This window comes from Pseudomonas sp. G.S.17 (assembly GCF_038096165.1).
Taxonomy (GTDB): Bacteria; Pseudomonadota; Gammaproteobacteria; order Pseudomonadales; family Pseudomonadaceae; genus Aquipseudomonas.
The window spans coordinates 2001848-2023874 of the sequence record NZ_CP151076.1 but is presented as its reverse complement, the minus strand read 5'-3'; the positions used below and the strand labels follow the sequence as shown (position 1 = coordinate 2023874).

General features: G+C 59.4%; 23 protein-coding genes. 12 read left to right on the top strand and 11 right to left on the bottom strand.

The window, feature by feature from the left end; translation table 11 throughout:
* Positions 1-132: 132 nt before the first annotated feature.
* Together AABC73_RS09275 and AABC73_RS09270 are read left to right on the top strand one after the other, a co-directional pair.
* Positions 133-453: a hypothetical protein gene (locus AABC73_RS09275; RefSeq protein WP_065836290.1), complete on the top strand. Its 321-nt coding sequence runs from the start codon at positions 133-135 to the stop codon at positions 451-453.
* Positions 454-540: 87 nt separating this feature from the next.
* Positions 541-1098, top strand: coding sequence for a Smr/MutS family protein (locus AABC73_RS09270; RefSeq protein WP_341523323.1), 558 nt, complete (start codon positions 541-543; stop codon positions 1096-1098).
* Positions 1099-1143: 45 nt separating this feature from the next.
* On the opposite strand, the gene AABC73_RS09265 is transcribed toward AABC73_RS09270, so the two are convergent.
* Positions 1144-1317 carry a hypothetical protein gene (locus AABC73_RS09265; RefSeq protein WP_341524369.1) on the bottom strand — a complete coding sequence of 58 codons (174 nt, stop codon included), beginning with the start codon at positions 1315-1317 and terminating at the stop codon, positions 1144-1146.
* Between the two features lie 219 nt (positions 1318-1536).
* Between AABC73_RS09265 and folE the strand changes: the two genes are divergently transcribed.
* Complete coding sequence (gene folE, locus AABC73_RS09260) at positions 1537-2082, top strand: GTP cyclohydrolase I FolE (protein WP_020292882.1); 546 nt, start codon at positions 1537-1539, stop codon at positions 2080-2082.
* Between the two features lie 76 nt (positions 2083-2158).
* On the top strand, positions 2159-2530 hold the full coding sequence (locus AABC73_RS09255; RefSeq protein WP_341523322.1) for a glutathione S-transferase N-terminal domain-containing protein: 372 nt from the start codon (positions 2159-2161) through the stop codon (positions 2528-2530).
* Between the two features lie 12 nt (positions 2531-2542).
* Here the strand turns inward: AABC73_RS09255 and AABC73_RS09250 are convergent, their stop codons facing one another.
* From AABC73_RS09250 to AABC73_RS09240, 3 genes are all read right to left on the bottom strand, one after another.
* Complete coding sequence (locus AABC73_RS09250; RefSeq protein ID WP_341523321.1) at positions 2543-2935, bottom strand: lysozyme inhibitor LprI family protein; 393 nt, start codon at positions 2933-2935, stop codon at positions 2543-2545.
* A gap of 133 nt (positions 2936-3068) precedes the next feature.
* Complete coding sequence (locus AABC73_RS09245) at positions 3069-3671, bottom strand: glutathione S-transferase family protein (protein WP_020292879.1); 603 nt, start codon at positions 3669-3671, stop codon at positions 3069-3071.
* Positions 3672-3705: 34 nt separating this feature from the next.
* Positions 3706-4872, bottom strand: coding sequence for a PLP-dependent aminotransferase family protein (locus AABC73_RS09240; RefSeq protein WP_341523320.1), 1167 nt, complete (start codon positions 4870-4872; stop codon positions 3706-3708).
* 82 nt (positions 4873-4954) lie between these two features.
* On the opposite strand from AABC73_RS09240, the gene AABC73_RS09235 reads away from it, so the two are divergent.
* Entirely contained in the window at positions 4955-5434 is a 480-nt protein-coding gene (locus AABC73_RS09235) for a MarR family transcriptional regulator (protein WP_341523319.1), read from the top strand.
* 154 nt (positions 5435-5588) lie between these two features.
* The gene (locus tag AABC73_RS09230) at positions 5589-6779 is read left to right on the top strand and encodes a benzoate/H(+) symporter BenE family transporter (RefSeq protein WP_341523318.1); all 1191 of its coding nucleotides are present in this window, start codon (positions 5589-5591) and stop codon (positions 6777-6779) included.
* 138 nt (positions 6780-6917) lie between these two features.
* Here AABC73_RS09230 and AABC73_RS09225 read toward each other — a convergent pair whose 3' ends face one another.
* The 4 genes from AABC73_RS09225 to AABC73_RS09210 all read right to left on the bottom strand — a co-directional run bounded on the left by AABC73_RS09225 (position 6918) and on the right by AABC73_RS09210 (position 12691).
* Positions 6918-8888, bottom strand: coding sequence for a methyl-accepting chemotaxis protein (locus AABC73_RS09225; protein ID WP_341523317.1), 1971 nt, complete (start codon positions 8886-8888; stop codon positions 6918-6920).
* A 262-nt stretch (positions 8889-9150) separates the two neighbouring features.
* Positions 9151-10083, bottom strand: coding sequence for an LD-carboxypeptidase (locus AABC73_RS09220; protein WP_341523316.1), 933 nt, complete (start codon positions 10081-10083; stop codon positions 9151-9153).
* A 98-nt stretch (positions 10084-10181) separates the two neighbouring features.
* Positions 10182-11654, bottom strand: a complete 1473-nt coding sequence (locus AABC73_RS09215; RefSeq protein WP_341523315.1) for a mechanosensitive ion channel family protein — start codon at positions 11652-11654, stop codon at positions 10182-10184.
* Between the two features lie 275 nt (positions 11655-11929).
* Positions 11930-12691: an SDR family oxidoreductase gene (locus tag AABC73_RS09210; RefSeq protein ID WP_341523314.1), complete on the bottom strand. Its 762-nt coding sequence runs from the start codon at positions 12689-12691 to the stop codon at positions 11930-11932.
* 249 nt (positions 12692-12940) lie between these two features.
* Between AABC73_RS09210 and AABC73_RS09205 the strand changes: the two genes are divergently transcribed.
* The gene (locus AABC73_RS09205; protein WP_341523313.1) at positions 12941-13945 is read left to right on the top strand and encodes an NADP-dependent oxidoreductase; all 1005 of its coding nucleotides are present in this window, start codon (positions 12941-12943) and stop codon (positions 13943-13945) included.
* A gap of 109 nt (positions 13946-14054) precedes the next feature.
* Here the strand turns inward: AABC73_RS09205 and pyrF are convergent, their stop codons facing one another.
* Positions 14055-14762, bottom strand: coding sequence for an orotidine-5'-phosphate decarboxylase (pyrF, locus tag AABC73_RS09200; protein WP_341523312.1), 708 nt, complete (start codon positions 14760-14762; stop codon positions 14055-14057).
* A gap of 214 nt (positions 14763-14976) precedes the next feature.
* On the opposite strand from pyrF, the gene AABC73_RS09195 reads away from it, so the two are divergent.
* Positions 14977-15144 (top strand): DUF2897 family protein, encoded by a 168-nt coding sequence (locus AABC73_RS09195; RefSeq protein WP_020292869.1) that lies wholly within the window; start codon positions 14977-14979, stop codon positions 15142-15144.
* Between the two features lie 59 nt (positions 15145-15203).
* Here AABC73_RS09195 and AABC73_RS09190 read toward each other — a convergent pair whose 3' ends face one another.
* On the bottom strand, positions 15204-15995 hold the full coding sequence (locus AABC73_RS09190) for a transporter substrate-binding domain-containing protein (RefSeq protein ID WP_341523311.1): 792 nt from the start codon (positions 15993-15995) through the stop codon (positions 15204-15206).
* Positions 15996-16608: 613 nt separating this feature from the next.
* On the opposite strand from AABC73_RS09190, the gene AABC73_RS09185 reads away from it, so the two are divergent.
* From AABC73_RS09185 to AABC73_RS09175, 3 genes are all read left to right on the top strand, one after another.
* Positions 16609-18579: an acetyl/propionyl/methylcrotonyl-CoA carboxylase subunit alpha gene (locus tag AABC73_RS09185; protein WP_341524198.1), complete on the top strand. Its 1971-nt coding sequence runs from the start codon at positions 16609-16611 to the stop codon at positions 18577-18579.
* 71 nt (positions 18580-18650) lie between these two features.
* The gene (locus tag AABC73_RS09180) at positions 18651-19193 is read left to right on the top strand and encodes an exonuclease domain-containing protein (protein ID WP_341523310.1); all 543 of its coding nucleotides are present in this window, start codon (positions 18651-18653) and stop codon (positions 19191-19193) included.
* 90 nt (positions 19194-19283) lie between these two features.
* Positions 19284-19565 carry a pyrimidine/purine nucleoside phosphorylase gene (locus AABC73_RS09175; RefSeq protein WP_065836306.1) on the top strand — a complete coding sequence of 94 codons (282 nt, stop codon included), beginning with the start codon at positions 19284-19286 and terminating at the stop codon, positions 19563-19565.
* 80 nt (positions 19566-19645) lie between these two features.
* Here AABC73_RS09175 and AABC73_RS09170 read toward each other — a convergent pair whose 3' ends face one another.
* A complete protein-coding gene (locus AABC73_RS09170; RefSeq protein ID WP_341523309.1) occupies positions 19646-21424 on the bottom strand; it encodes an ABC transporter transmembrane domain-containing protein in 1779 nt (592 codons plus the stop codon).
* Positions 21425-21711: 287 nt separating this feature from the next.
* Here AABC73_RS09170 and AABC73_RS09165 point away from each other — a divergent pair, with 287 nt between their 5' ends.
* On the top strand, positions 21712-21888 hold the full coding sequence (locus tag AABC73_RS09165; RefSeq protein WP_065836308.1) for a PA1571 family protein: 177 nt from the start codon (positions 21712-21714) through the stop codon (positions 21886-21888).
* The last annotated feature ends 139 nt before the right edge of the window (positions 21889-22027 follow it).

The window sequence follows — 22027 nt, the reverse complement described above, 5'->3', positions numbered from 1 at the left end:
CCTGCGAACATGTGATCTACTTCTCATAACCGCCTATCCATTAATCACTCGCATTTGCCTCTGAACCTGTTGTGGCGGGAACCACCGGTTCATATCCGGGTCAGAGCGCCGATACACCTGGAGGAAATCGGAATGAAAATATCCGATGGTTTCGACGCCCGTCGCCTGCGCCCCAAAGGGCAAGGGAACTGGGGTGTGCGTATTGGTTCTGCGATTGCTGCCTTGCTGGCGACGCTGGGCGTTTTGCTGACCATGGCGGGTGTGTCCAGTCTCATCGGGCATCCCCAGGCATTGGGCGAACTCAATGCCAGCCCGGTCGGCGCGGCATTCATCGTGGCTGGCGGTTTGCTGGTGCTGTATCTCGGCATCTGGTTGTGGCGGCGTTGCCGTCTGAGTCGGCGCCGGGCAAAGGGTTTGAATATGTCCCCGCACCTGATGAAAAAACACGACTGATTGCTGCAGCGTTTTTTTCTCGACACGAGTTTAGTCAACCCGAGCACCCCGCGACTTGGTTAAACTAGCCCTCTTCGCGGAGGCACCATGCAAGACGACGACTTTTCCCTGTTCCGAAACGAGACGCGCGGCGTCAAGCCCATCAAGCATGAACATGCGGATGTGGGCAAACCCAAGACCGATCGTAAACTTCTGGCCAGGCTGCGCCAGTCAGCAACAGTGCGCACCGATTCGGTAACCGTTGACGGCCTGTCTGATCAGTTCGTGATTGATGTGGGCCCCGAGGACGTGCTGAGCTGGTCAAGGGACGGGGTTCAGGAAGGTCAGATGCGCAAGCTCAAGCTGGGTCAGATCAGCTTCGAGGGCAGTCTGGACCTGCATGGCATGAGCGTCGAAGTGGCGCGCGAGACCTTGTGGGAATTTCTCGCCGAAGCGACCAGGCTGGAAATCCGCTGCGTGCGCGTGACCCACGGCAAGGCGGTGCGCCTGGACGGCAAGCGGCCGATGATCAAAAGCCACGTCAACACCTGGCTGCGGCAACATACCCAAATCCTGGGTTTCTGTTCATGCCTGGCCAAACACGGCGGCGCGGGAGCGGTGTACGTGATCCTCAAGCGCACCATGATGGAAGGCCGCGACGAATAAACCGTCGCAGCCTGGTTCAAGCCTCAGCCTGAAGAAACGCAGGTGTTACGGACGGCCGCCTGGGCCACCAAAGCCCGGGCCGCCCTGGCCACCACCGTCATGATGACCACCGCCACCACCGCCGCCGCCATGACCACCCGGCCCCCAGAACGGGAAGCATCCGGAAACCGTGGACAGTACAGCTACAACCATTGCGACTTTAACTATTCGAGCAAACATCTAATTAACTCTCTATGCGACAGGTATTTGTTACCTGTACGTCAGACACCGCCAGCACCCGTATGTACGTAGCAGCTTGGTAGAGGTCAGGTATCAAGCTTGATACATAGGCGCACCATCCGGCCTCGACCGCGACGTGTCGGCTGCAGGTAAGTTACTATGTGCGCCTTGGCGGGCCTTCAAACCCGCGTTTATTGAACCCACACGGAATAAAGCTCTGTGACACTGGAACAGAATTACACCGCGATCCTTGGCCAACTGGGCGAAGACGTTTCCCGCGAAGGTCTGCTCGACACCCCCAAGCGTGCTGCCAAGGCGATGCAGTATCTGTGTCGCGGCTATGAGCAAACCCTGGAAGAAGTCACCAACGGCGCGCTGTTCAGCTCCGACGCCAGCGAAATGGTGATGGTCAAGGACATCGAATTGTATTCGTTGTGCGAGCACCATTTGTTGCCGTTCATTGGCAAGGCTCACGTGGCTTATATCCCCAACGGCAAAGTGCTCGGTCTGTCCAAGGTCGCGCGCATCGTCGACATGTATGCCCGTCGCTTGCAGATCCAGGAAAACCTCAGCCGCCAGATCGCCGAAGCCGTGCAGACGGTTACCGGTGCGCTGGGTGTGGCGGTGGTCATCGAAGCCAAGCACATGTGCATGATGATGCGTGGTGTCGAGAAGCAGAATTCGGCGATGATCACTTCGGTGATGCTCGGCGAATTCCGTGAAAACGCAGCGACCCGCAGCGAGTTTCTCAGCCTGATCAAGTGATTGCCGCCCTGCCCGACTGCGTTGCGTTCGGGCCTTGGGCAATCTTTCAGCCTAGGTTTTTCAGAAGGTTTGCATCATGTTTATCAAGGCATTAAGAGTTGGCCTGGGCCAGCTGATCATCTTCGGCGACTTCCTGACCCGCCCCGGCAAAAAGCAGCGCACGCCGCAAGCTCAGGCAACGGTCGATGCGGCAGCGCTGGACCTGACGCTGTATCAGTTTCACGCCTGCCCGTTCTGCGTGAAGACGCGCCGCACCCTGCGCCGCCTGAACGTGCCGGTTGCGCTGCGCGATGCGAAGAACAACGAGGCGGACCGTCAAACATTGCTCACCGAAGGCGGCAAGATCAAAGTCCCTTGCCTGCGCATTGATGAAGGCGGCAAAACGGTCTGGATGTACGAATCCAGGGTCATCATCGATTACCTGAATCAGCGCTTCGCTGCGGTCTGAGACCTCGCTCGATCAGTTCGGGCAACCGTCCTGGCGACAGGCGACGTAAGCTTTCAATTGCTTGACCCGCAACTCAGTGTGCTCGGCCAGACACTGGGATTGCAGCAGCGGCCAGATTGACCCGGAATCCTCGCGTTTACCCACCTGATACAGGCAATCGGCGTCGCGAAACGCGATCCACTTGACCTGCGCATCCTTGAGCGACTGCTTCTGCGCGGCGTCTTTGAGATAGCTCATCTGCGCCTTGTACTGTTTATTCAGATCCGCATCCAGCGTTGCCAATTGCTTGCCCGCGCAGGCGTTCATTTCGCCTTGGGTGCCATCGCAATCCTGGATCTGCGCCTGTGCCGAACAGCCTATGCCCAGCGCCATGAATGCCAGCACCGCCATCATCGAAAAACGCATGTGAAACTCCTCATTAACAAACGACTGAACTCCGGGGCAAACCTGTTTGCTGTAGGACCGGCTTCAGCCGGGAGGGCCTTCCTCGCGGCTAACGCCGCTCCTACGGCTCCATATTTGCCCGATTAGACACGCATCAATCCAGCATACCCACATAGCCCGGTTGGCCCTTGACCCGTGCCAGCCAGTGTTGAATGGCTGGGTATGGTGCCAGGTCGAAACCGCCCTGATGGGCCACATGGGTATATGCGTAGAGCGCAATGTCGGCGATGGAGAACATCTCGCCCACCAGATACGGCGTGCGTTTGAGCTGTTGTTCCATCACCGCCAGGGCGCGATAACCGGCCTTCTGCAAGGAGCGGTATTCAGCGAGCCGTTCCTCGGGCATGCCCAGATAGAACTGAATAAAGCGCGCAACCGCAATACATGGCTCGTGGCTGTATTGCTCGAAGAACTGCCATTGCAAGACCTGAGTGCGCAAGCGCGGCTCGGCCGGCAGGAAATGGCTGCCATCGGCGAGGAAATTGAGGATCGCATTGGATTCCCACAGGCAGGTACCGTCTTCAAGCTCCAGGACCGGAATCTTGCCATTGGGATTCTTTTCCAGAAACGCCGGCGTCTGGGTCTCGCCGCTGAGGATGTCCACCGGAATCCATTGATACGCAATGCCCAGCAGGCTGAGCATCAGCTTGATCTTGTAGCAGTTGCCCGAGTTGTAATCGCCATAAACCTTATACATCACTGCTCTCCTTTCACTGCTTGTCCTGATGGCCTTAAGCCGCTTGTTGCTGCTGAGCCATTCGCACGACCACCGCCAGTCGCTTCAGACCTTCGCCGAGGCGGGCCGGGTCGATGTGGCTGAAGTTCAAACGCAGATAGCCATGATTGGCATCCGGGTCAGCAAAAAACGGCTCGCCGGGCATAAACGCAACATCCTGTGCCAACGCTGCATTGAGCAAGGTCCGAGTATCCAACGGTTGCCGCAACGTCAGCCAGAAAAACAATCCGCCTTGCGGGCTGTTCCACTCGGCCAGATCGCCGAAATGCTCTTGCAGGGCGACTTCGAATGCATCGCGACGCCCACGATAGAAGTCCTGCAATTGCAACAAATGCTTGCGGTAGTGTTCGGTGCCGATCCATTGCAGCGCCTGCCATTGGCCCAGCCGATTGGTGTGCAGGTCGGCGGACTGCTTCAATCGCAGCAAATGCGGGAACAGATCAGGACTGGCAATCAGGTAGCCGACGCGCAAGCCGGGCAACAAGGTTTTCGACACGGTGCCGGTGTAGATCCAGCTGGCTTTTTTCAGGCGACTGGCAATCGGTCGTGCGCTGCCGCCATCGAAGGTCAGGTCACGATACGGTTCGTCTTCGATCAACGTCACGCCGAACTCATCCAGCAGCGCCGCGACCGCCTCGCGACTGGCCTCGCTGTAACGCACCGCAGACGGGTTCTGGAACGTCGGAATCAGGTAGGCAAACGCTGGTTTGTGCTGCTCCAGGCGCTGACGCAGCGCAAGCAGATCCGGGCCGTCGGCCTGCAACGGTACGGTCAGGCAGTCAGCACCGAACAGCTGGAATATCTGCAGCGCAGCCAGGTAAGTCGGCGCTTCCAGGACGATTTCCGTGCCTTTGTCGATGTACAGCTTGGCGGCCAGATCCAGGGTTTGTTGCGAACCGCTGACGATCAATACCTGGCTGGCATCGCAGGGCAGACCAATGGCGCGGGCTTCATCAGCCAGGGCTTCGCGCAACTCGGGCTCACCTTCGCTCATGCCGTATTGGCCCAACGCCACGGGCATGTCGGCCCACTCCACACGGGGCAGCATGGCTTCCGCCGGCAGACCGCCAGCAAACGACATGACTTCCGGGCGCTGCGCTGCCGCGAGAATTTCACGAATCAAGGAGCTTTTCAGGCGGGAAACGCGTTCGGAGAATGCCATGGAGATCACCGGTAGCCGAAATAAATGGAAATAAGTCAAACTGGTTGACCGAAACTACGATATCGCAACCGGATACGTCAATATGCTTGACCTTAAAAATCCCGCCACGCAGCAAGTCGCCATGGAAGCTTTTTTCTTCGGCTATCAGGCCTTCACTGCCAAGGCGGATGAAATGCTGGAGCGGCGCGGCTGCAGCCGGGTGCATCAACGCATCGTATTTTTTATCGCGCGCTACCCCGGCTTGAGCGTGACGGAGTTGCTGAGTGTGCTGGGCGTCAGCAAGCAAGCGCTGAATGCGCCTTTGCGCCAGCTGGTTGCCATGGATCTGGTGCAAAGCGCCGCGCCGGATAGCGACAAACGCAAGCGTTTGTTGGCACTGACTCCCGAAGGCATAAAGTTTGAACAGGCGCTACGCCGCGAACAGGTCAAGCTTTTACAACGGGTGTTTCGCGACGCGGGCCAGGAAGCAGTGGACGGTTGGCTGGCAGTAAACCAGGCGCTGGGGCAAACCCGACAAAGCCTGGCAAAACCTGTCGAGGGACACGAAGAACCGATTTCATGAGCGCTGTATGAGCGGTTTTCAGCTCACCCGTACAACGCTTCACTTTTGCTATGTTTAAGCTAACTGTACTTGCGTTTGTGCAGCTGGCTGTATCGCAATGCCTTGTAACGACTACGTTTAGGCTTAGCGCCTGATTTCGCGCAAGGAATGTCCGATGACTGATACCACACAAGCCCCGTTACGCCCGCTGGCGGACTCTTCCGCGTCAGCCATTGTTGCCGGGTTTATCGCCATGATGACCGGCTGCACCAGCTCGCTGGTCTTGATGTTCCAGGCTGGTCAGGCGGCGGGCTTGACCACGGCGCAGATTTCCTCATGGATCTGGGCACTGTTCATGGGCATGGCGGTGTGCAGCATCGGCCTGTCCCTGCGTTACCGCACACCGATCACTGTCGCCTGGTCGACGCCCGGCGCGGCATTGCTGGTGACCAGCCTGGGCGGCGTTGCCTACCCTGAAGCGATTGGCGCCTTTATCACCTGCGCGGTGCTGGTGATGATCTGCGGTTTGACCGGCAGCTTCGAACGGCTGGTCAGACGCTTGCCGGCATCCCTGGCTGCGGCATTGCTGGCCGGAATCCTGTTCAAGATCGGCAGCGAGATTTTCGTCGCCGCTCAGCACCGCACAGCGCTGGTGCTGGGCATGTTCTTTACTTACCTGATCGTCAAACGCCTTTCGCCGCGCTACGCCGTGCTGGGCGCGCTGCTGGTGGGCGTCGCGCTGGCCGGTGTGCTCGGCTTGCTGGATTTCAGCGGGTTTGCCCTGGAAGTCGCCCTGCCGGTCTGGACCACGCCTGAATTCTCCCTGGCCGCGACGATCAGCATCGGTATTCCGTTGTTTGTGGTCGCCATGACCTCGCAGAACATGCCGGGTATCGCCGTGCTGCGCGCCGACGGTTATCAGGTGCCCGCCTCGCCGCTGATTTCCGCCACCGGCATTGCCTCCCTGATCCTCGCGCCGTTCGGCTCCCACGGGATCAATCTTGCGGCGATCAGCGCGGCAATCTGCACCGGCCCTCATGCCCATGAAGATCGGGACAAGCGTTATACCGCAGCGGTCTGGTGCGGGATTTTCTACGGCATCGCCGGAATTTTCGGCGCAACCCTTGCGGCCCTGTTTGCGGCATTTCCCAAGGAACTGGTGCTGTCCATCGCGGCCCTGGCGCTGTTTGGCTCGATCATCAACGGCCTGACCGTGGCAATGAACGAACCCAAGGAACGCGAAGCAGCGCTCATCACCTTCATGGTCACGGCATCGGGCCTGACGCTGTTTTCCATCGGCTCGGCGTTCTGGGGGATTGTTGCGGGGGTCTTGACGTTGTTGATTCTGAATGGGCGGCGGGGTTAAAGGACGGTTTTGTCTGCAAAGACTGCAGGACCGAATTCATTCGGGAAAGGGCCAGCGTGGACAAAGAATTCTTGTGAATACGCGCTAACGCCCTCCCGGATAAATCCGGTCCTACAAAAATTCCCGTGTACGGAAATCCTACAATTTGAAATGCCCCACCATCCCCTTCAATTCCATGCCCAGCGACGCCAGCTCGATACTTGAGGCCGCATTGCCGCGCATCGCCAAGGCCGACTGATCGGCGCTGGCGCGGATGCTGGTGACGCTGCGGTTGATTTCTTCGGCCACTGACGTCTGCTCTTCGGCAGCCGCAGCGATCTGCTGATTCATCTGCTGGATCATCGACACCGCCGCGGCGATGCTGCCCAGCGCGCTTTCGGTTTGCAGGACATCGCTGACTGCCAGCTTGACCAGTTCTGCGCTGCTGCGAATTTGTGTCACGGAAGCTTGTGCTCCATTCTGCAAGCTGCCCACCAGACGTTCGATTTCTTCTGTCGATTGCTGAGTACGCTTGGCCAGTGCCCGAACCTCATCAGCGACAACCGCAAAGCCTCGACCCTGCTCACCCGCCCGTGCGGCTTCGATTGCTGCGTTCAAGGCCAGCAGGTTGGTCTGCTCGGCAACGCTTTTGATCACGCCGAGCACGGTCCCGATGTTCTGAATTTCCGCGCTGAGGCTTTCGATGCTGTCGCTCGCCGATGTCGCGGACGTGGCCAGTTGCTCGATACGTTGCAGACTCTGGCGCACGACGCTCTGGCCGCTGTCGACCTTGTTGTCGGCGGTCTGCGCGGCCAGTGCCGCCTCTTCGGCATTGCGCGCCACATCGTGGACGGTCGCAGTCATCTGGTTCATGGCAGTCGCCACTTGCTCGGTTTCCTGCTGCTGGCTGCTGACTTCCCGATTGGTCTGTTCTGTCACCGCCGACAGGGAATGAGCCGAGCTGGCCAACTGTTCGATACCTGCTTGCAGGCCACTGACGATGCCGCTCAGGCCTGCGCCCATCTGTTGCATGGCGAGCATCAGTTGGCCAATTTCATCGCGACGCTTGACCGCAACACTGGCGCTCAAGTCGCCGGCGGCAATGCGCTGCGCGAAGGCGATGACCGTGCGCAGCGGCCCGACAATCAGCCGGGTAATCAGCCAGGACGCTATCAGCCCCACGAACAAGGCGATGATCGACGAGCCGATGATCTGCATGGAATTGGTCTTGATTTGCGCCTGCATGGAGACGTCTTCAGCGGCGTAGGCTTGATTGACCTGGTCCACGACCTGCCGGGCATTGGCTGCCAATTGCTTGGAGACCTGCGCTTCGCTGGCCAGCAATCCAGTGTATTCGTTGAGCTTATCGGTGAAATTGACGATGTGCGTGCTGACTTCCCCCAGCACGGTGAGATAACCCGAGTCCTTGATCACGCCCTTCAGCTCTTCCGCCAGGGCCTGCGCCTGATCGGCCTGCTCGATCTTGCCGGTTTTGGCTTCCTCGCCTGAACCGGTCTTGCGGCTCTTGTCCAGGCGCACCCGCGCTTCGTCCATCGCCTGCATCATCAGTTTGGAAACCTGACTGACCTGATTGGCCTGCTCGATGAACTCACCACCTTGCTGGCCTTGTGAATCTTTCAGGCCATACGCACCGTCATCGGCCAGCCCGGCCTGCAGCACATCGAGGTTGTTGGCGACGCTGGAGACCGACCAGCTGGCCATTTCCAGCGCCAGATCCTTGCTCTGACTGAGGCTGACGAATTCATCGAAGGATTTGCGGTAAGCGGCCAGGCCTTGCTGGACCTGAGTCATGATTTGCTGGTTGGCGGGAGACTGGCCTTTGAGGTTTTCAGCAAGAATATTGAGGTTTTCAACGCCAGCATGCAGCGCTTCAACGATTTTCGGGTCGCTGCGCAACGCATAATCCTGCTCCAGCAGCCTCACTTTGAGCACGCCGCTGTTCAACGCAGACATCTGTTTCAGTCCGTCGAACTGCACGCTGATGTTTTTCAACGACCAGACGCCGATGGCTGCCACCAGAACGGTCAATAGCAGAACCAGCGTGAAACCCACGCCCAGTTTTTTCGCCATCCCCAGATTAGCGAATCGTGCTTGCACGGCCGAAATCATAGCGTCGCCTCCCCTGTGAATACCTTGGGCACTCTGGCCTTTAAGCAGGCCATTCAATAATCGTGCAGATTCGCAATGGCTCACGGCAGATACAAGTCTTTGCCGACGGAATAATGGCAAAAAGCTACGCTGAAGTCGCTTTCAGGACGGTCTGAGTCGGCGCGCAAAAATCCGCTGCGCCCAGCCATCAACAATTCTCGAAAAAACGCCCGGATTCGTACCCGTAAGAGGCAACGCTGTACTGATCCGGTGCGACTGAAAACTACCGGGCGGCGGCGGCCACCAGCAGCGTGCCCGCGTCGGCATCCAGCGTGGCTTCGGTGCCCAACGGCACTGCGATATTGCTGGTGCCATGCCCGATGGATAGACCACCCAGGACCGGAATACCCAGGTTGCCCAGACGCTCAGTCAATACCTCGGACGCTGATACTGCACTCAGCCCGTTGCCCGGAAGACTGAACTGGCCCACGGCGATACCGGCCAGACGTTGCAGGATTCCACAGTTGAGCAAATGGGTGAGCATGCGATCAATCCGGTAGCTCGCCTCCCCCACATCTTCGAGCAGCAGAATGGCGCCGGTCAGGTCGGGCATGAACGGGGTGCCGACACAGGTACTGAGCATGCTCAGGTTCCCGCCGAGCAATATTCCCGAGGCACGCCCCTTGATACGGACATTGAAAGTGGGTTCGTCTGCGTTGGCCTCCACTAGAACCGGCTCGGTGCTCATCACGGTGTGACGCGTGCCACTGGTGAACACACCGCCGCGCTCAAGCTGGGTCGCCACCGGCCCGTGAACAGTTGCCAGCCGGGCCTCGGTCCAGAGTGCCGCATGCAACGCGGTAATATCGGAAAAACCCACCAACAGCTTCGGATCGCGGCGCACCGCCTCAAAATCCAGACGCTGAATGATGCGCTGTACGCCATAGCCGCCACGATTGCAGATAACGCCACGGATTTCAGGGTCGGCCAGCGCATCATTCAGGTCGCCCGCGCGATCTTCATCGCGGCCGGCGTAGAACGAGTATTGATCCAGCGCGTGGGGATAAACCCGCGGGCGTAAACCCCAGCCCTGCAATACCTGCACGGCTGATTCGATTTTTTCAGTGGCCACGGGACCGGCTGGCGATACCAGCGCCACCGCATCGCCAGGGCGCAGTGCTTGGGGATGGAGCGTCGGCAAGCAGATGGAAGGCATTCAACTGACTCAGGCTTGAAGTGAAAGGGGCTATGTTGCAAGCCAAGGTAATGTAGAGCACTCCTGACGGTTGATCTACATAACTAATTACCGACACGTTAACTGAGTTTGTCGGTCTTGCGCGGCTCACGCGGTGCCTGGAAGCGCGTGACACCCTTGCGCAGCCATTTGAGAAAGCCATTGGGATCGGGCGCCGTCGGCTTGTTGGTGAGCATCGCCGCGCGGGCCTTGGCCCGGAAACGTGCCAGCCCGGCCAGCGCGCCGCGCAACTCGGGATGATCCTTGAGCCAGGGCTCCAGGTCCGCCAGCGCGATGCGGTACACCATGCAATCGGTCAGCGCGCAGAAACGTCCCACAGCCGGCGATTGATCGACAAACCCGGTTTCGCCCATCAGTTCGCCGGGGCCCATGCGCCCGACTTCGACCCAGCCCTCGGGACGCTCGATGGACACCGAAACAATCCCGGATTCGATGATATACAGCGCCTCCGGGACGACGCCCGCCGCCAGAATCACTTCATGGCTCTGGAAGGCATTGAGGCGCATGTTGCGCTCAAGCTCGGCCAGATCGGCGTTGCTCAACATGCGCAACGCACCGACCGTGTTGAGCACTGCCGAAACGCGGGTCGCGGGGCGCACCTGATCCTGGCGCGTTTCGCTGGCGGCCAGCTGGCGGTAGATCAAGTCATGCAACTGGTTACGTACCGCAGAACGACGATCCCGGGACTGAACGTAGCCGGTGACTTCATATTCGACGCTGCGCAGCCCGGACCTGACCACCACCGCGCTGGACGCCGGCTGCACGAGCAATTCCCGACAACCCTGCAACGCCTTGCCGATGGCGTCCAGCACCAGACTGGGCCGCAGGCGCACGGAGAGTTCGATGCTCAGGGTCACCGCGTGAAAATGATCCGGGCGACTGAAATTGACGATCCGCGTCTTGGCGGCCATGGCATTGGGAATGACCGCCATGCTGCCTTCGGAGGTCAGCAAGTGGGTCGAACGCCAGTCAATCTCGATGACCTTGCCTTCAATGTCGTCGACACGAATCCAGTCATCGACGCGAAACGGTTTGGTGGCATTGAGCACGATGCCGGAGAACACATCGCTCAACGTGCTCTGAACCGCCAGGCCGAGAATGATCGCCACGGCGCCGGAAGTTGCCAGCAGGCCTTTGACTGGCAGATCGAGCACATAAGCCGCAGCTGCCACCGCGGCAAAAAGAAAGATGATCGCGCCCAGTACGTCTTGCAGCAGATGGCCTTTGCCGCCAATGCGCGGCGCCAGCAGCACGCTGATGAGGATCGTCAAGGTTCGCGCGCCAAACAGCCACCAGGCGATGGACAACATGGTTGCCAGTACGTGACGCGATACTGGCAGCTCGGTCGGCACCGTAATCAAAGGACTCAGCCCGGCCTTGATCAAACACATGCTGAACAGCAGGAACAATCCCAGCCGCACCACCATCTTCCAGCGCAACCAGCGCTGATCCAGCCACTGCCAGAATGTCAGGTCGATAACCAGGATCAGCGAGGCGCTGACCAGCGGAAAAGCCAACCACGGGAAATCCATCGACGCGCTCCAGAAAAACCGGAAATCAGGCGCAGTTACACCGATGCGCCTGAAACAAGCCGAGCTTAGCTGATTGAAATCCAAAGCGGTGGAGGACTGTAAGGCAGGTAACGATTTACCGAGGGAGCGATGAGGTGTTTGGCAGCAAGGTCACACTGTGGGAGCGAGCTTGCTCGCGAAGGATTAGTCGACCCGGCAGAGATTCACCGCCTGAGATTGCTTCGCGAGCAAGCTCGCTCCCACGAGGATAGTATTTGGAATGTAATAAGGATGCTTCACATCGCCGTCACCCCGCCATCCACCGCCAGCGCCTGGCCGGTGGTGAAAGCGGCGCCGTCGCAGCACAGGTAAAGCACCGCAGTGGCGATTTCTTCGACTTTGCCGATGCGGCCGACCGGATGCATGGTGGCGGCGAATTCGCCCTTCTTCGGATTGGACTCCCAGGCGCGGCGGAACATGTCGGTGTCGATGACCGCAGGGCAAACCGCGTTGACGCGGATTTTCTTCTTAGCAAATTCGATGGCAGCGGATTTGGTCAGGCCGATCACTGCGTGTTTCGACGCGCTGTAGATGCTCATTTTCGGCGCCGCGCCCAGGCCCGCCACCGAAGCCGTGTTGACGATGGCCCCGCCGCCCTGGGCGAGCATCAGCGGCAATTGATATTTCATGCACAACCAGACGCCTTTGACGTTGACGCCCATGATCGCGTCAAACTCGGCCTCGCTGCCTTCGGGCAAGCGGCCTTTTTCGATTTCGATCCCGGCATTGTTGAAGGCGTAATCGACCCGACCGTAGACCTCCACGGCACGCTCCATCAACTGCCGCACTTCGCTTTCCTGAGTGACGTTGCAGCGCACGAACAGTGCTTCGCCGCCAGCTTCGTGGATCAGCTGCGCGGTCCGTTCGCCACCATTGCTGTCCAGATCCGCCACCACCACCTTCAGCCCTTGCGCGGCGAACGCCAGGGCGGTGGCGCGGCCAATGCCTGCTGCGGCGCCTGTCACCAGCGCCACCTGACCGGAAAACGTCATGCTCATCGGGATTGTCCTTATTGTTGTGATGAATCGAGAAGAGCATTGAGTCTAGTCACTGGGCAGCCTGCTCCGTCAGCACTATCAAGCGCTCGGTTGGGAGAGCATGAATTGCAGTGATACAAATGACCTCGCTTCATCATCTTGCTGGATCGGCGTGCATTCGCTGAACGGCCTTTGCTTGCCTCAACCTCGGGCAGCGACTTCAATGATCTTTTGCTGCCCTGCCCTTTTACCCCTTTGCGAGGACCTCCCATGACCGCCCAGACCAATCGTCAATTCCTGCTCGCCAAACGCCCCGTCGGCACAGTCAGCCGGGAAGATTTCACCTATCAGGAAGTGCCGGTCGGCGAGGTTTCGACCGGGCAGATTCTGGTCAAGAACCAGTATTTGTCGTTGGACCCGGCCATGCGTGGCTGGATGAACGAGGGCAAGTCATACATTGCGCCGGTGGGGTTGGGCGATGTCATGCGCGCCCTGGGCGTGGGCGAAGTCGTCGCCTCAGAGAACGACAAGTTCGCGGTCGGCGATTTCGTCCAGGGCGCGTTGGGCGTTCAGGATTACTTCCTCGGCGAACCGAAAGGTTTCTACAAGGTCGATCCGAAACTGGCGCCGCTGCCGAGATACCTTTCAGCGCTGGGCATGACCGGCATGACCGCGTACTTCGCTTTACTGGATGTCGGCGCACCGCAAAGCGGCGATACCGTGGTGATTTCCGGTGCGGCGGGTGCAGTTGGCAGCGTCGCGGGACAGATTGCGAAGATCAAGGGCTGCCGCGTAGTGGGCATTGCCGGCGGAAAGAAAAAATGCCAGTCGCTGGTGGAAGAGCTGGGTTTCGACGGCGCTATCGACTACAAGAACGAAGACGTCCTGGCGGGACTGAAACGCGAGTGCCCGAACGGGGTAGATGTGTATTTCGATAACGTTGGCGGCGACATCCTTGACGTGGTGCTCAGCCGCTTGGCGCCCAAAGCCCGGGTGGTGATTTGCGGCGCGATCAGCCAGTACAACAACACGTCACCGGTGAAAGGCCCAAGCAATTATCTGTCGCTGCTGGTCAACCGGGCGCGCATGGAAGGTTTTGTGGTGATGGACTACGCCGACCGCTTCGCCGCAGCAGGTCAGGAAATGGCCGGCTGGATGGCTCAGGGCAAACTCAAGAGCCGGGAAGATATCGTCGAAGGCCTGGAAACCTTCCCGGAAACCCTGCTCAAGCTGTTCAAGGGCGAGAATTTCGGGAAGTTGGTGTTGAAGGTCTGATCCACACAAGTGGGAGCGAGCTTGCTCGCGAAGGCTATGGACCAATCCGTAAATATGAGTCGACTACAGCGTCCTCTTCGCGAGCAAGCTCGCTCCCACCGGTCATTCTTCAGCCCGGCAAATTCAGCTCGGCCACCACCGCCGCCAGCGCTTTGGCCGGATCGGCGGCCTGGCTGATCGGGCGACCGATCACGAGGTAATCGGAACCTGCGTCCAGCGCCTGACGCGGGGTGAGGATGCGGCGCTGGTCGTCCTGGGCGCTGCCGCTTGGGCGAATCCCCGGTGTCACCAGTTGCAGCGTCGGGTGCGCAGCCTTCAGCGCCCGGGCTTCCAGCGCCGAGCAAACCAAGCCGTCCATGCCGGCCTTTTCCGCCAACGCCGCCAGACGCAAAACCTGCACCTGCGGATCGACGTCCAGACCGATGCCGGCCAGATCTTCACGTTCCATGCTGGTCAACACGGTCACGCCGATCAGCAACGGTTTAGGACCGCTGCGCTGATCCAGGACTTCGCGACAAGCCGCCATCATGCGCAAACCGCCCGAACAATGCACATTGACCATCCACACGCCCATTTCCGCCGCGGCCTTGACCGCCATCGCCGTGGTGTTGGGGATGTCATGGAATTTCAGGTCCAGGAATACTTCGAAGCCCTTGTCGCGCAGGGTTTCGACGATGTCCGACGCACAGCTGGTGAACAGCTCCTTGCCGACCTTGACCCGGCACAGCTTGGGGTCGAGCTGGTCGGCCAGCTTCAAGGCGGCCTCACGGGTCGGGAAATCCAGGGCGACGATGACAGGAGTCTGGCAGGCGGACATGAGCGGGTTCTCTGGTAAGTCGAAATCGGCGCGCATTGTAGCCGAACCCGTCCCCGGACGGGTAATCGATCCGGCGTGCGCAGACCATTCGCCGATGAACACACCCTGGACCGGCGCGGTATTGCAAACAGCAGCAACCAAAGGGGGATGGGGCTAGACTTGAACCATTGAGCGGCGACACGGCTCAAACCGGTATCACAACAAGGAGAGCACTATGCCCTGGTATGCCTGGTTAATTCTGGTAGTTGCAATCGGCTCGATCGTCGGGGGGCTGATGATGCTGCGCGACTCGGCAAAAAAACTGCCGCTGACCGACGAACAACTCAAACGCGTCCATGAGCGCAATGCCGAGATGGATGCCAAGGAGGCCAAGGATCGCTGAATACCCCGGGGCGATGCCTGACCCGCATCGCCCTCTTGTATTAAGCCGATTGTTACAGCCTACGGCGCTTCAAGGTTTTGCTTGCCGGCCACCGAAGACTCGGTCAGCGGCGACGTAACCGCAATGCGATACGGCTGGAAAATCTTCAACATCTGGCCACTATCGCGCAAATTTGCCAATAACTGGTCAAACCGTACAGCCGTAATCGGTGCAGCCGGACGCAGCAAAGCATAATGCCGATAAACCTGATCGATACGCTCTGAAACCAGTAGCTGTCGGGCCTCGTTTGGGTTGCGCGCGAGAAAGTCGCTCAAATATGAGCGGGTTACCAGCGCAATATCGGTACGTCCGCGCAGCACCATCAACAGGTTGCTGTCGTGGGAGTACGTCAAAGTTGCGTTGAAATTTTTCGCCAAATAAGCCGGATCAGCATTGAACTGCGCAAATGCGTAGTGGTACCCGCTGAACAGGGCCAAGCGCTTGCCGTCAAAATCGTTGAAATACGTCTGATCTCGCCCCTCCGCCTTGCGTGCCACGAAAATCTCGGCATCTTCCAGCTTCATGTCGACAGCCTGGTGAGCGATGCGCTCCCAGCCCCAATCGGGGTTCTCGAAAATCGCCATGTCAATACGGCCTTGCTCCAGATCCCGAAAGCGGCGCGGGATCGAGGTCGGTACCAGGACGAACTTATAGTCGTGTTGCGCAGCATTCAGAGCAGCGGCCAGTTCCGGCAGCAGCCCGGTGTCTTCGCCCTTTTCCGGGCGAATGGTATAAGGCGGAAAATGCGCGGCACCAATTCGCACAACTTGCTCGGCGGCGGCCTGCATGGACAACGCGGCCGCTGCGGCCATCAAAACTGCCCGCCAAACCTCTCGCACAGACACATACATCAAGACTGCGCACCCCAGAGTGATAATACAAAGGAGCTAAATTAGGCGTTTTGCGAAGTTTAAACAATTGCCCAAAAGAATGAATTCACAGGGTTTTGTACCGAAACCTCCCTGGAAATCACCGCCAATGCTCCGTCGGTTAACAACCGGGGGCTTTTGTTCATTCATCAATACCCCTCCAGCGACCATTGCGCCAGCTTGGGAAATCCAAGTTGCGCTCCGCGCCAGGCAAGCATCAGACCAGACGCTTACGCCAATAGCTGGCCAAAGACGCCGCCGACGGTCTGCGCGTCGTGCGGGAAATCACTGCACTGCTACTGTGCAAGGTGTTGCGCGAAACGCAATGAGAGCGAACTGGTTCGCGAGGGTCACGTTGGAGCGGCTTTAGCCGCGAGAGACTTTCTCCCGGCTAAAGCCGGTCCAATACCCATTCGCGGGCAAGCTGGAACACCCCCCGGTCGCTCTGACGGGACCGGCGATTAGTGACAGGACGGCAACGGTTCAACGCCAGCCGGGACGAGGAGAACAATAAAAAATGCACGTCACTCCAGAACACGAATCACGGGGCCGCAAGATTCCCGTCTTCGACAAGATCCTCATTGCCAATCGGGGAGAAATTGCCTGCCGCATCATCAGTACCGCACGCGATCTGGGGTATCGAACGGTGGCGGTCTTCAGTGCCGCCGACAGCGACGCCCGGCATGTGCAAATGGCCGACGAAGCGGTGTGCATCGGGGCGCCAACGGTGCAGCAGTCGTATTTAAATATCGAGGTAATTCTCGATGCCGCGCAACGCACCGGAGCCAACGCCATTCACCCCGGTTACGGCTTTCTCTCGGAAAGCGCCGAATTCGCCCGCGCCTGCGAAACCGCCGGCGTGGTGTTCATAGGTCCCAGCGCCGAAGCCATCGAACTGATGGGCAGCAAGCGTTTGTCAAAATTGGCCATGATTGCTGCCGGTGTGCAGTGCGTCGCCGGTTATCAGGGCGTCGAGCAGGACGATCAGACCCTGAGCCGCGAAGCGCGGCGGATCGGCTATCCCGTGCTGATCAAGGCCAGCGCCGGAGGTGACGGGCGAGGCATGCGCCTGGTGGAACATGACGATCAGCTGCTGGAGCGGCTCAACACCGCGCGTGCCGAGGCGCAGAACGCGTTCGGTTCGGCGGAGCTGATTCTGGAGCAGGCGCTGATTGACCCCCGGCATGTCGAGGTGCAGGTTTTCGGCGACAGCCACGGCAACCTGGTCTTTCTCGGCGAGCGCGATTGCTCGGTGCAGCGCCGCCACCGTAAAGTCATTGAAGAGGCGCCCAGCCCCGCCGTCGACCCGCAGCTGCGCGAAGCCATGGGCCGCGCTGCCTTGACGGCGGCCCGAACGGTGAACTATCAGGGCGCCGGCACTGTGGAGTTTTTGCTGACCCAGGACGGTCAATTCTACTTTCTGGAAATGAACACCCGCCTGCAGGTCGAGCATCCAGTCACCGAAATGATCACCGGCCAGGACCTGGTGGCTTGGCAGATAAAAGTGGCGGCTGGAGAAACCCTGCCTTTGCGTCAGGAGCAGATTCAGCTGAACGGTCACGCCATCGAGGCGCGGCTGTACGCCGAAGACCCGGCGCGAGGTTTCCTGCCGCAGACCGGTCGAGTGTTGCGCTGGCAGCCGCTGCTGTTCGATGGCGTGCGGGTCGATCACGGCTTGCTGGAAGATCAGGCCATCAGCCCGTTCTACGATCCGCTGCTGGGCAAGATCATCGCTTACGGCGCAACCCGCGAAGAGGCGCGGCGCAAACTCCTGCGCGCCGTGCAAAGCAGCGTGTTGCTGGGCGTGCAGACCAATCAGCGGCTGTTGGCCGGTGTGCTGAAGCATCAGGCTTTCGTCGACGCACGGGTCGGCACCGGTTTCATCGGCCAGCACCTGCGCGACGACGCGAGCCTGTTGCCGCAGATTGCCAAGGCCTCGCAGCTGGCCCTCGCCACGGCCCTGTTCTATCAGGGTTCGGCCGGCGCCCACCCGTCAAAACCCGCAGGCTGGAGCAATACGGGGCCGGAGCAACGCCGTTACCTGCTGGGCCACGACGAGCGGGTCATGGAAGTGCATCTGATCCGCAATGGCGCGCGCCTGGACCTGAGCATCGCCGACAGCGTCCACAGCATTCAGGTCCTGGAAGCCGACGGACGTTCGGCCCATGTGGAAATCGACGGGGTTCGACGCCGCTATGCCTGCCACTTGCAGGGCAAGAATCTGTGGTTGCACTGCGAATCCGGTGCGTTGCATTTCGTTGATCGCACCCATGACACCCTCACCGGTACGGCACTCGCCGGTTCCGGAACCGTCAGGGCCCCCATGGACGGCTCGATTGTCGAGGTATTGGTCAGCGAGGGCGCGACGGTCAGCCAGGGTCAGCTGCTGGTGGTGCTCGAAGCGATGAAAATGGAGCAGCCGCTCAAGGCCGGGATCGCCGGCGTCATCCGTCAGGTTCAGGTAACTCGCGGCGATCAGGTCAAGGGGCGACAAGTGTTGCTGGAAGTCGCGCCGTTTCAGGCCTGATTGGACGTAACACGGCTAATGTGACTACCCTCCACTCCAGACCAAGTCGATTTGATGGAAAGGAGCCGCACATGCCGCACTGGTTGGTGATAGATCTGGAGGCCACCACGGATGAAGGCGGATGGCCAGTGGCAGAAATGGAAATCATTGAAATCGGAGCCACCCTGGTCAATCAGGATGGACGCGAACTGGATCACTTCGAACGCTTCGCTCGACCGGTGCGCCGCCCACTGCTGACCAATTTCTGTCGGGAACTGACCCATATCAGTCAAAGCAACATCGACAGCGCCGCGCCGCTCACGGCGGTCTGGCCGCTGTTCGAACGCTGGCTGAGTCATCATCAGGCGCAAATCGTCGGCTGGGCCAGCTGGGGCGATTACGATCGCCAACAGTTCGAGCAGGAATGGCGTCAGCAGGGGTTGACCAGCGTCCTGAGCTCTTTGCCCCACGTCAATCTGCGACAACGCTTCGCCCAGGCGCGTCAATTACAACGCCCGCTGGGCCTCAATGGCGCACTGCAACTGGCAGGCATGCAGTTCAGTGGGCAACAGCATCGGGCCTTGGTGGATGCGCGCAATACCGCCCGTCTTCTGCCACTGATTCTGCCCAATTGAATGCAATGCAACGCTTAAAGCGGGTGACGGCGTTTTATGCGTTGGGCATACTGGCCGGCCCTTTTTAACAGCCCTTTTCGAGGAATCGCCATGTTCAAAGTCAACGAGTACTTCGACGGCACCGTCAAATCCATCGCCTTCAGCCAGGCTGAAGGTCAGGCCACCATCGGCGTTATGGCGGCAGGCGAATACGAATTCGGCACAGCACAACGGGAAATCATGCACGTCATCTCCGGCAAGCTGAGCGTCAAACTCCCGGACAGCACCGACTGGGAAGATTTCGCCACCGGCAGCCAGTTCAACGTGCCGGCCAACAGCAAGTTCCAGCTCAAGGTAGCGGTTGATACTGCTTACCTGTGTGAGTATCGCTAAGCCCGCGTCTGCGCATAATCGGTAGGACCGGCTTCAGCCGGGAGCACGTCCTCCCGGCTGAAGCCGGTCCTACAGATCATTTACACCACCTCTTCCATCCGCGCATTGAACTGCAACGCTGCCAACCTCGCGTACAACGGGTTGCTGACGATCAATTGCTGATGGGTGCCCACCGCCACTAACCGGCCCTGATCAATGACCGCAATCCGGTCAGCGTTCTGCACCGTGGCCAGCCGATGCGCGATCACCAGCGTGGTGCGGCCTTTCATCAGGCTCGGCAGCGCTTCCTGGATCAAATGCTCACTCTGGGCATCCAGTGCGCTGGTCGCCTCATCCAGCAGCAGAATCGGCGCATCCACCAACAAGGCACGGGCAATCGCCAGGCGTTGACGCTGCCCACCAGACAAGCCCAACCCACCGTCACCCAGATGAGTCTGATAGCCATCGGGCATCTGCATGATGAATTCATGGGCATGGGCGATACGCGCGGCGGCCTCGATCTGCTCGCTGCTGGCGCCGGGATTGCCGTAGCGGATGTTGTCCTCGACGCTGCCGAAGAACAGCGCCGGCGTCTGGGAGACCAGGGCAAAGCAGCGGCGCAGGTCCAATGGATCAAGCTGCGCGATGGGCACACCTTCCAGCAGAATCCGACCTTGCTGGGGATCGTAGAAGCGCAACAGCAGATCGAACAGCGTCGACTTGCCCGCCCCCGAAGGCCCGACCAGTGCCAGGGTTTCACCGGCTTCAATGCTCAAGGTCATGCCATCCACGGCGTTGCGTTCGGGACGCGACGGATACGCGAAGCTGATATTTTCCAGTTCCAGCCGTCCACTCACCCGCTCAGGCAGACGCAGCAAATCGTTGGTTGGCGGGGTGATTTCGCTTTTGGCCTGAAGCAGCTCGGAAATGCGCTCGGCAGCGCCTGCGGCCCGCTGCAGCTCGCCGATCACTTCGCTCAACGTACCGAAGGCGCTGCCGACGATCAGGCTATAGAACACAAAAGCCGCCAGCTCGCCGCTGGAAATCGTGCCTTCGATCACGTCCATCCCGCCCACCCAGAGCATCACCGCCACGGCGCCCAGGACCAGGACAATCACCAGCGTGATTAGCCATGAGCGCTGCAAGATGCGCTTGCGAGCGGTCTCGAAAGCGTCTTCAGCGGTGCGCGCAAAGCGTTGCTTGTCCTGTTGTTGATGGTTGTAGGCCTGAACCGTCTTGATCTGTCCCAACGCCTCGGACACGTAGCTGCCGACATCGGCGACACGATCCTGGCTTTCCCGGGACAAGGCGCGCACTCGACGGCCAAAGATCAGGATCGGCGCCACCACCAAGGGCAAGGCCACTACCACGATGCTGGTGAGCTTCGGATTGGTGATGAACAGCAGAATGATGCCGCCGATCACCATCAAGGCATTGCGCAGAAACATCGACAGCGACGAACCGATCACCGATTGCAGCAGCGTCGTATCTGCAGTCAGCCGCGACTGAATCTCCGAGCTGCGATTGTTCTCGTAAAAGCCCGGATGCAGGTTGATCAAGTGATCGAAAACCCGCTTGCGCAGATCCGCCACCACTCGTTCGCCAATCCACGACACCAGATAGAAGCGCGCAAAGGTGCCGACCGCCAGGCCCAGGATCAACAGCATGAACAAGCTGATCGACTGATTGAGCAGATGCGGCGAACGGGTCATGAAGCCTTGATCGACCATCAACTTGATGCCCTGGCCCATGGACAAGGTGATGCCGGCGGTGACAATCAACGCCAACAGGGCACCCAGGGCCTGCCAGCGATACGGCGCGACAAACTGCGAAGCCAGACGAATCGCCTGACGCTGACGGCTGGAAAGCAACGAAGCCATGAAAAATGGACCTGCATAAAGGCTGAAGGCACAGAGCCTACACCCGTGAAGGGCCGTGTGGCTCGGCTTACCGTACGGCGGGGCCAATGAACTTCCAGTGATAAAGCCCGGTCAGTGAGTTATGACCGCTTGGTCGGGGCCCTAGAGAGCATTGATCTAAGCCCGGGCTGGCGGTTTTCTGCCGATTCTGGTGGAGTAAGCACGCGTCGGAAGAGCTGAGGGATGTCACAGCGCAGTCATCTGGCGCGAGTAGTTTTAGGCGCAACACCTGATGAAGGAGACAGGCCATGAGCTTGCACGAAAGCAGCAATCAAGTCCCGGTGGTTCGAGCCAATCCCGACCTGCACGTCGGCGGCGCAGTGCTCGACAAGGACGGACGCGAAATCCTGATTACTGAAGAAATGGTTCAGGCCGCGTGTCAGGAATGCGACAAAAACTGGGTCAAACCTGAAAAACAAGATTGAGCAGTACCAAATTTTAGAACCCGACTTCACGTCGGGTTTTTTCTGTCTGACGTTTGAGCTTCTTTGTCAGGAGTGAGCCTGGTGGGAGCCCACGAGCAACGCGAGACAACGATAGCATTTGACTGACACACCGCCATCG

Bases quoted from the DNA above. Each gene is read 5' to 3' on its own strand.
- AABC73_RS09275 (WP_065836290.1), top strand. From the start codon at position 133: ATGAAAATATCCGATGGTTTCGACGCCCGTCGCCTGCGCCCCAAAGGG.
- AABC73_RS09270 (WP_341523323.1), top strand. From the start codon at position 541: ATGCAAGACGACGACTTTTCCCTGTTCCGAAACGAGACGCGCGGCGTC.
- AABC73_RS09265 (WP_341524369.1), bottom strand. From the start codon at position 1,317: ATGTTTGCTCGAATAGTTAAAGTCGCAATGGTTGTAGCTGTACTGTCC.
- AABC73_RS09255 (WP_341523322.1), top strand. From the start codon at position 2,159: ATGTTTATCAAGGCATTAAGAGTTGGCCTGGGCCAGCTGATCATCTTC.
- AABC73_RS09250 (WP_341523321.1), bottom strand. From the start codon at position 2,935: ATGCGTTTTTCGATGATGGCGGTGCTGGCATTCATGGCGCTGGGCATA.
- AABC73_RS09245 (WP_020292879.1), bottom strand. From the start codon at position 3,671: ATGTATAAGGTTTATGGCGATTACAACTCGGGCAACTGCTACAAGATC.
- AABC73_RS09240 (WP_341523320.1), bottom strand. From the start codon at position 4,872: ATGGCATTCTCCGAACGCGTTTCCCGCCTGAAAAGCTCCTTGATTCGT.
- AABC73_RS09235 (WP_341523319.1), top strand. From the start codon at position 4,955: ATGCTTGACCTTAAAAATCCCGCCACGCAGCAAGTCGCCATGGAAGCT.
- AABC73_RS09230 (WP_341523318.1), top strand. From the start codon at position 5,589: ATGACTGATACCACACAAGCCCCGTTACGCCCGCTGGCGGACTCTTCC.
- AABC73_RS09225 (WP_341523317.1), bottom strand. From the start codon at position 8,888: ATGATTTCGGCCGTGCAAGCACGATTCGCTAATCTGGGGATGGCGAAA.
- AABC73_RS09220 (WP_341523316.1), bottom strand. From the start codon at position 10,083: ATGCCTTCCATCTGCTTGCCGACGCTCCATCCCCAAGCACTGCGCCCT.
- AABC73_RS09215 (WP_341523315.1), bottom strand. From the start codon at position 11,654: ATGGATTTCCCGTGGTTGGCTTTTCCGCTGGTCAGCGCCTCGCTGATC.
- AABC73_RS09210 (WP_341523314.1), bottom strand. From the start codon at position 12,691: ATGAGCATGACGTTTTCCGGTCAGGTGGCGCTGGTGACAGGCGCCGCA.
- AABC73_RS09205 (WP_341523313.1), top strand. From the start codon at position 12,941: ATGACCGCCCAGACCAATCGTCAATTCCTGCTCGCCAAACGCCCCGTC.
- pyrF (WP_341523312.1), bottom strand. From the start codon at position 14,762: ATGTCCGCCTGCCAGACTCCTGTCATCGTCGCCCTGGATTTCCCGACC.
- AABC73_RS09195 (WP_020292869.1), top strand. From the start codon at position 14,977: ATGCCCTGGTATGCCTGGTTAATTCTGGTAGTTGCAATCGGCTCGATC.
- AABC73_RS09190 (WP_341523311.1), bottom strand. From the start codon at position 15,995: ATGGCCGCAGCGGCCGCGTTGTCCATGCAGGCCGCCGCCGAGCAAGTT.
- AABC73_RS09180 (WP_341523310.1), top strand. From the start codon at position 18,651: ATGCCGCACTGGTTGGTGATAGATCTGGAGGCCACCACGGATGAAGGC.
- AABC73_RS09175 (WP_065836306.1), top strand. From the start codon at position 19,284: ATGTTCAAAGTCAACGAGTACTTCGACGGCACCGTCAAATCCATCGCC.
- AABC73_RS09170 (WP_341523309.1), bottom strand. From the start codon at position 21,424: ATGGCTTCGTTGCTTTCCAGCCGTCAGCGTCAGGCGATTCGTCTGGCT.
- AABC73_RS09165 (WP_065836308.1), top strand. From the start codon at position 21,712: ATGAGCTTGCACGAAAGCAGCAATCAAGTCCCGGTGGTTCGAGCCAAT.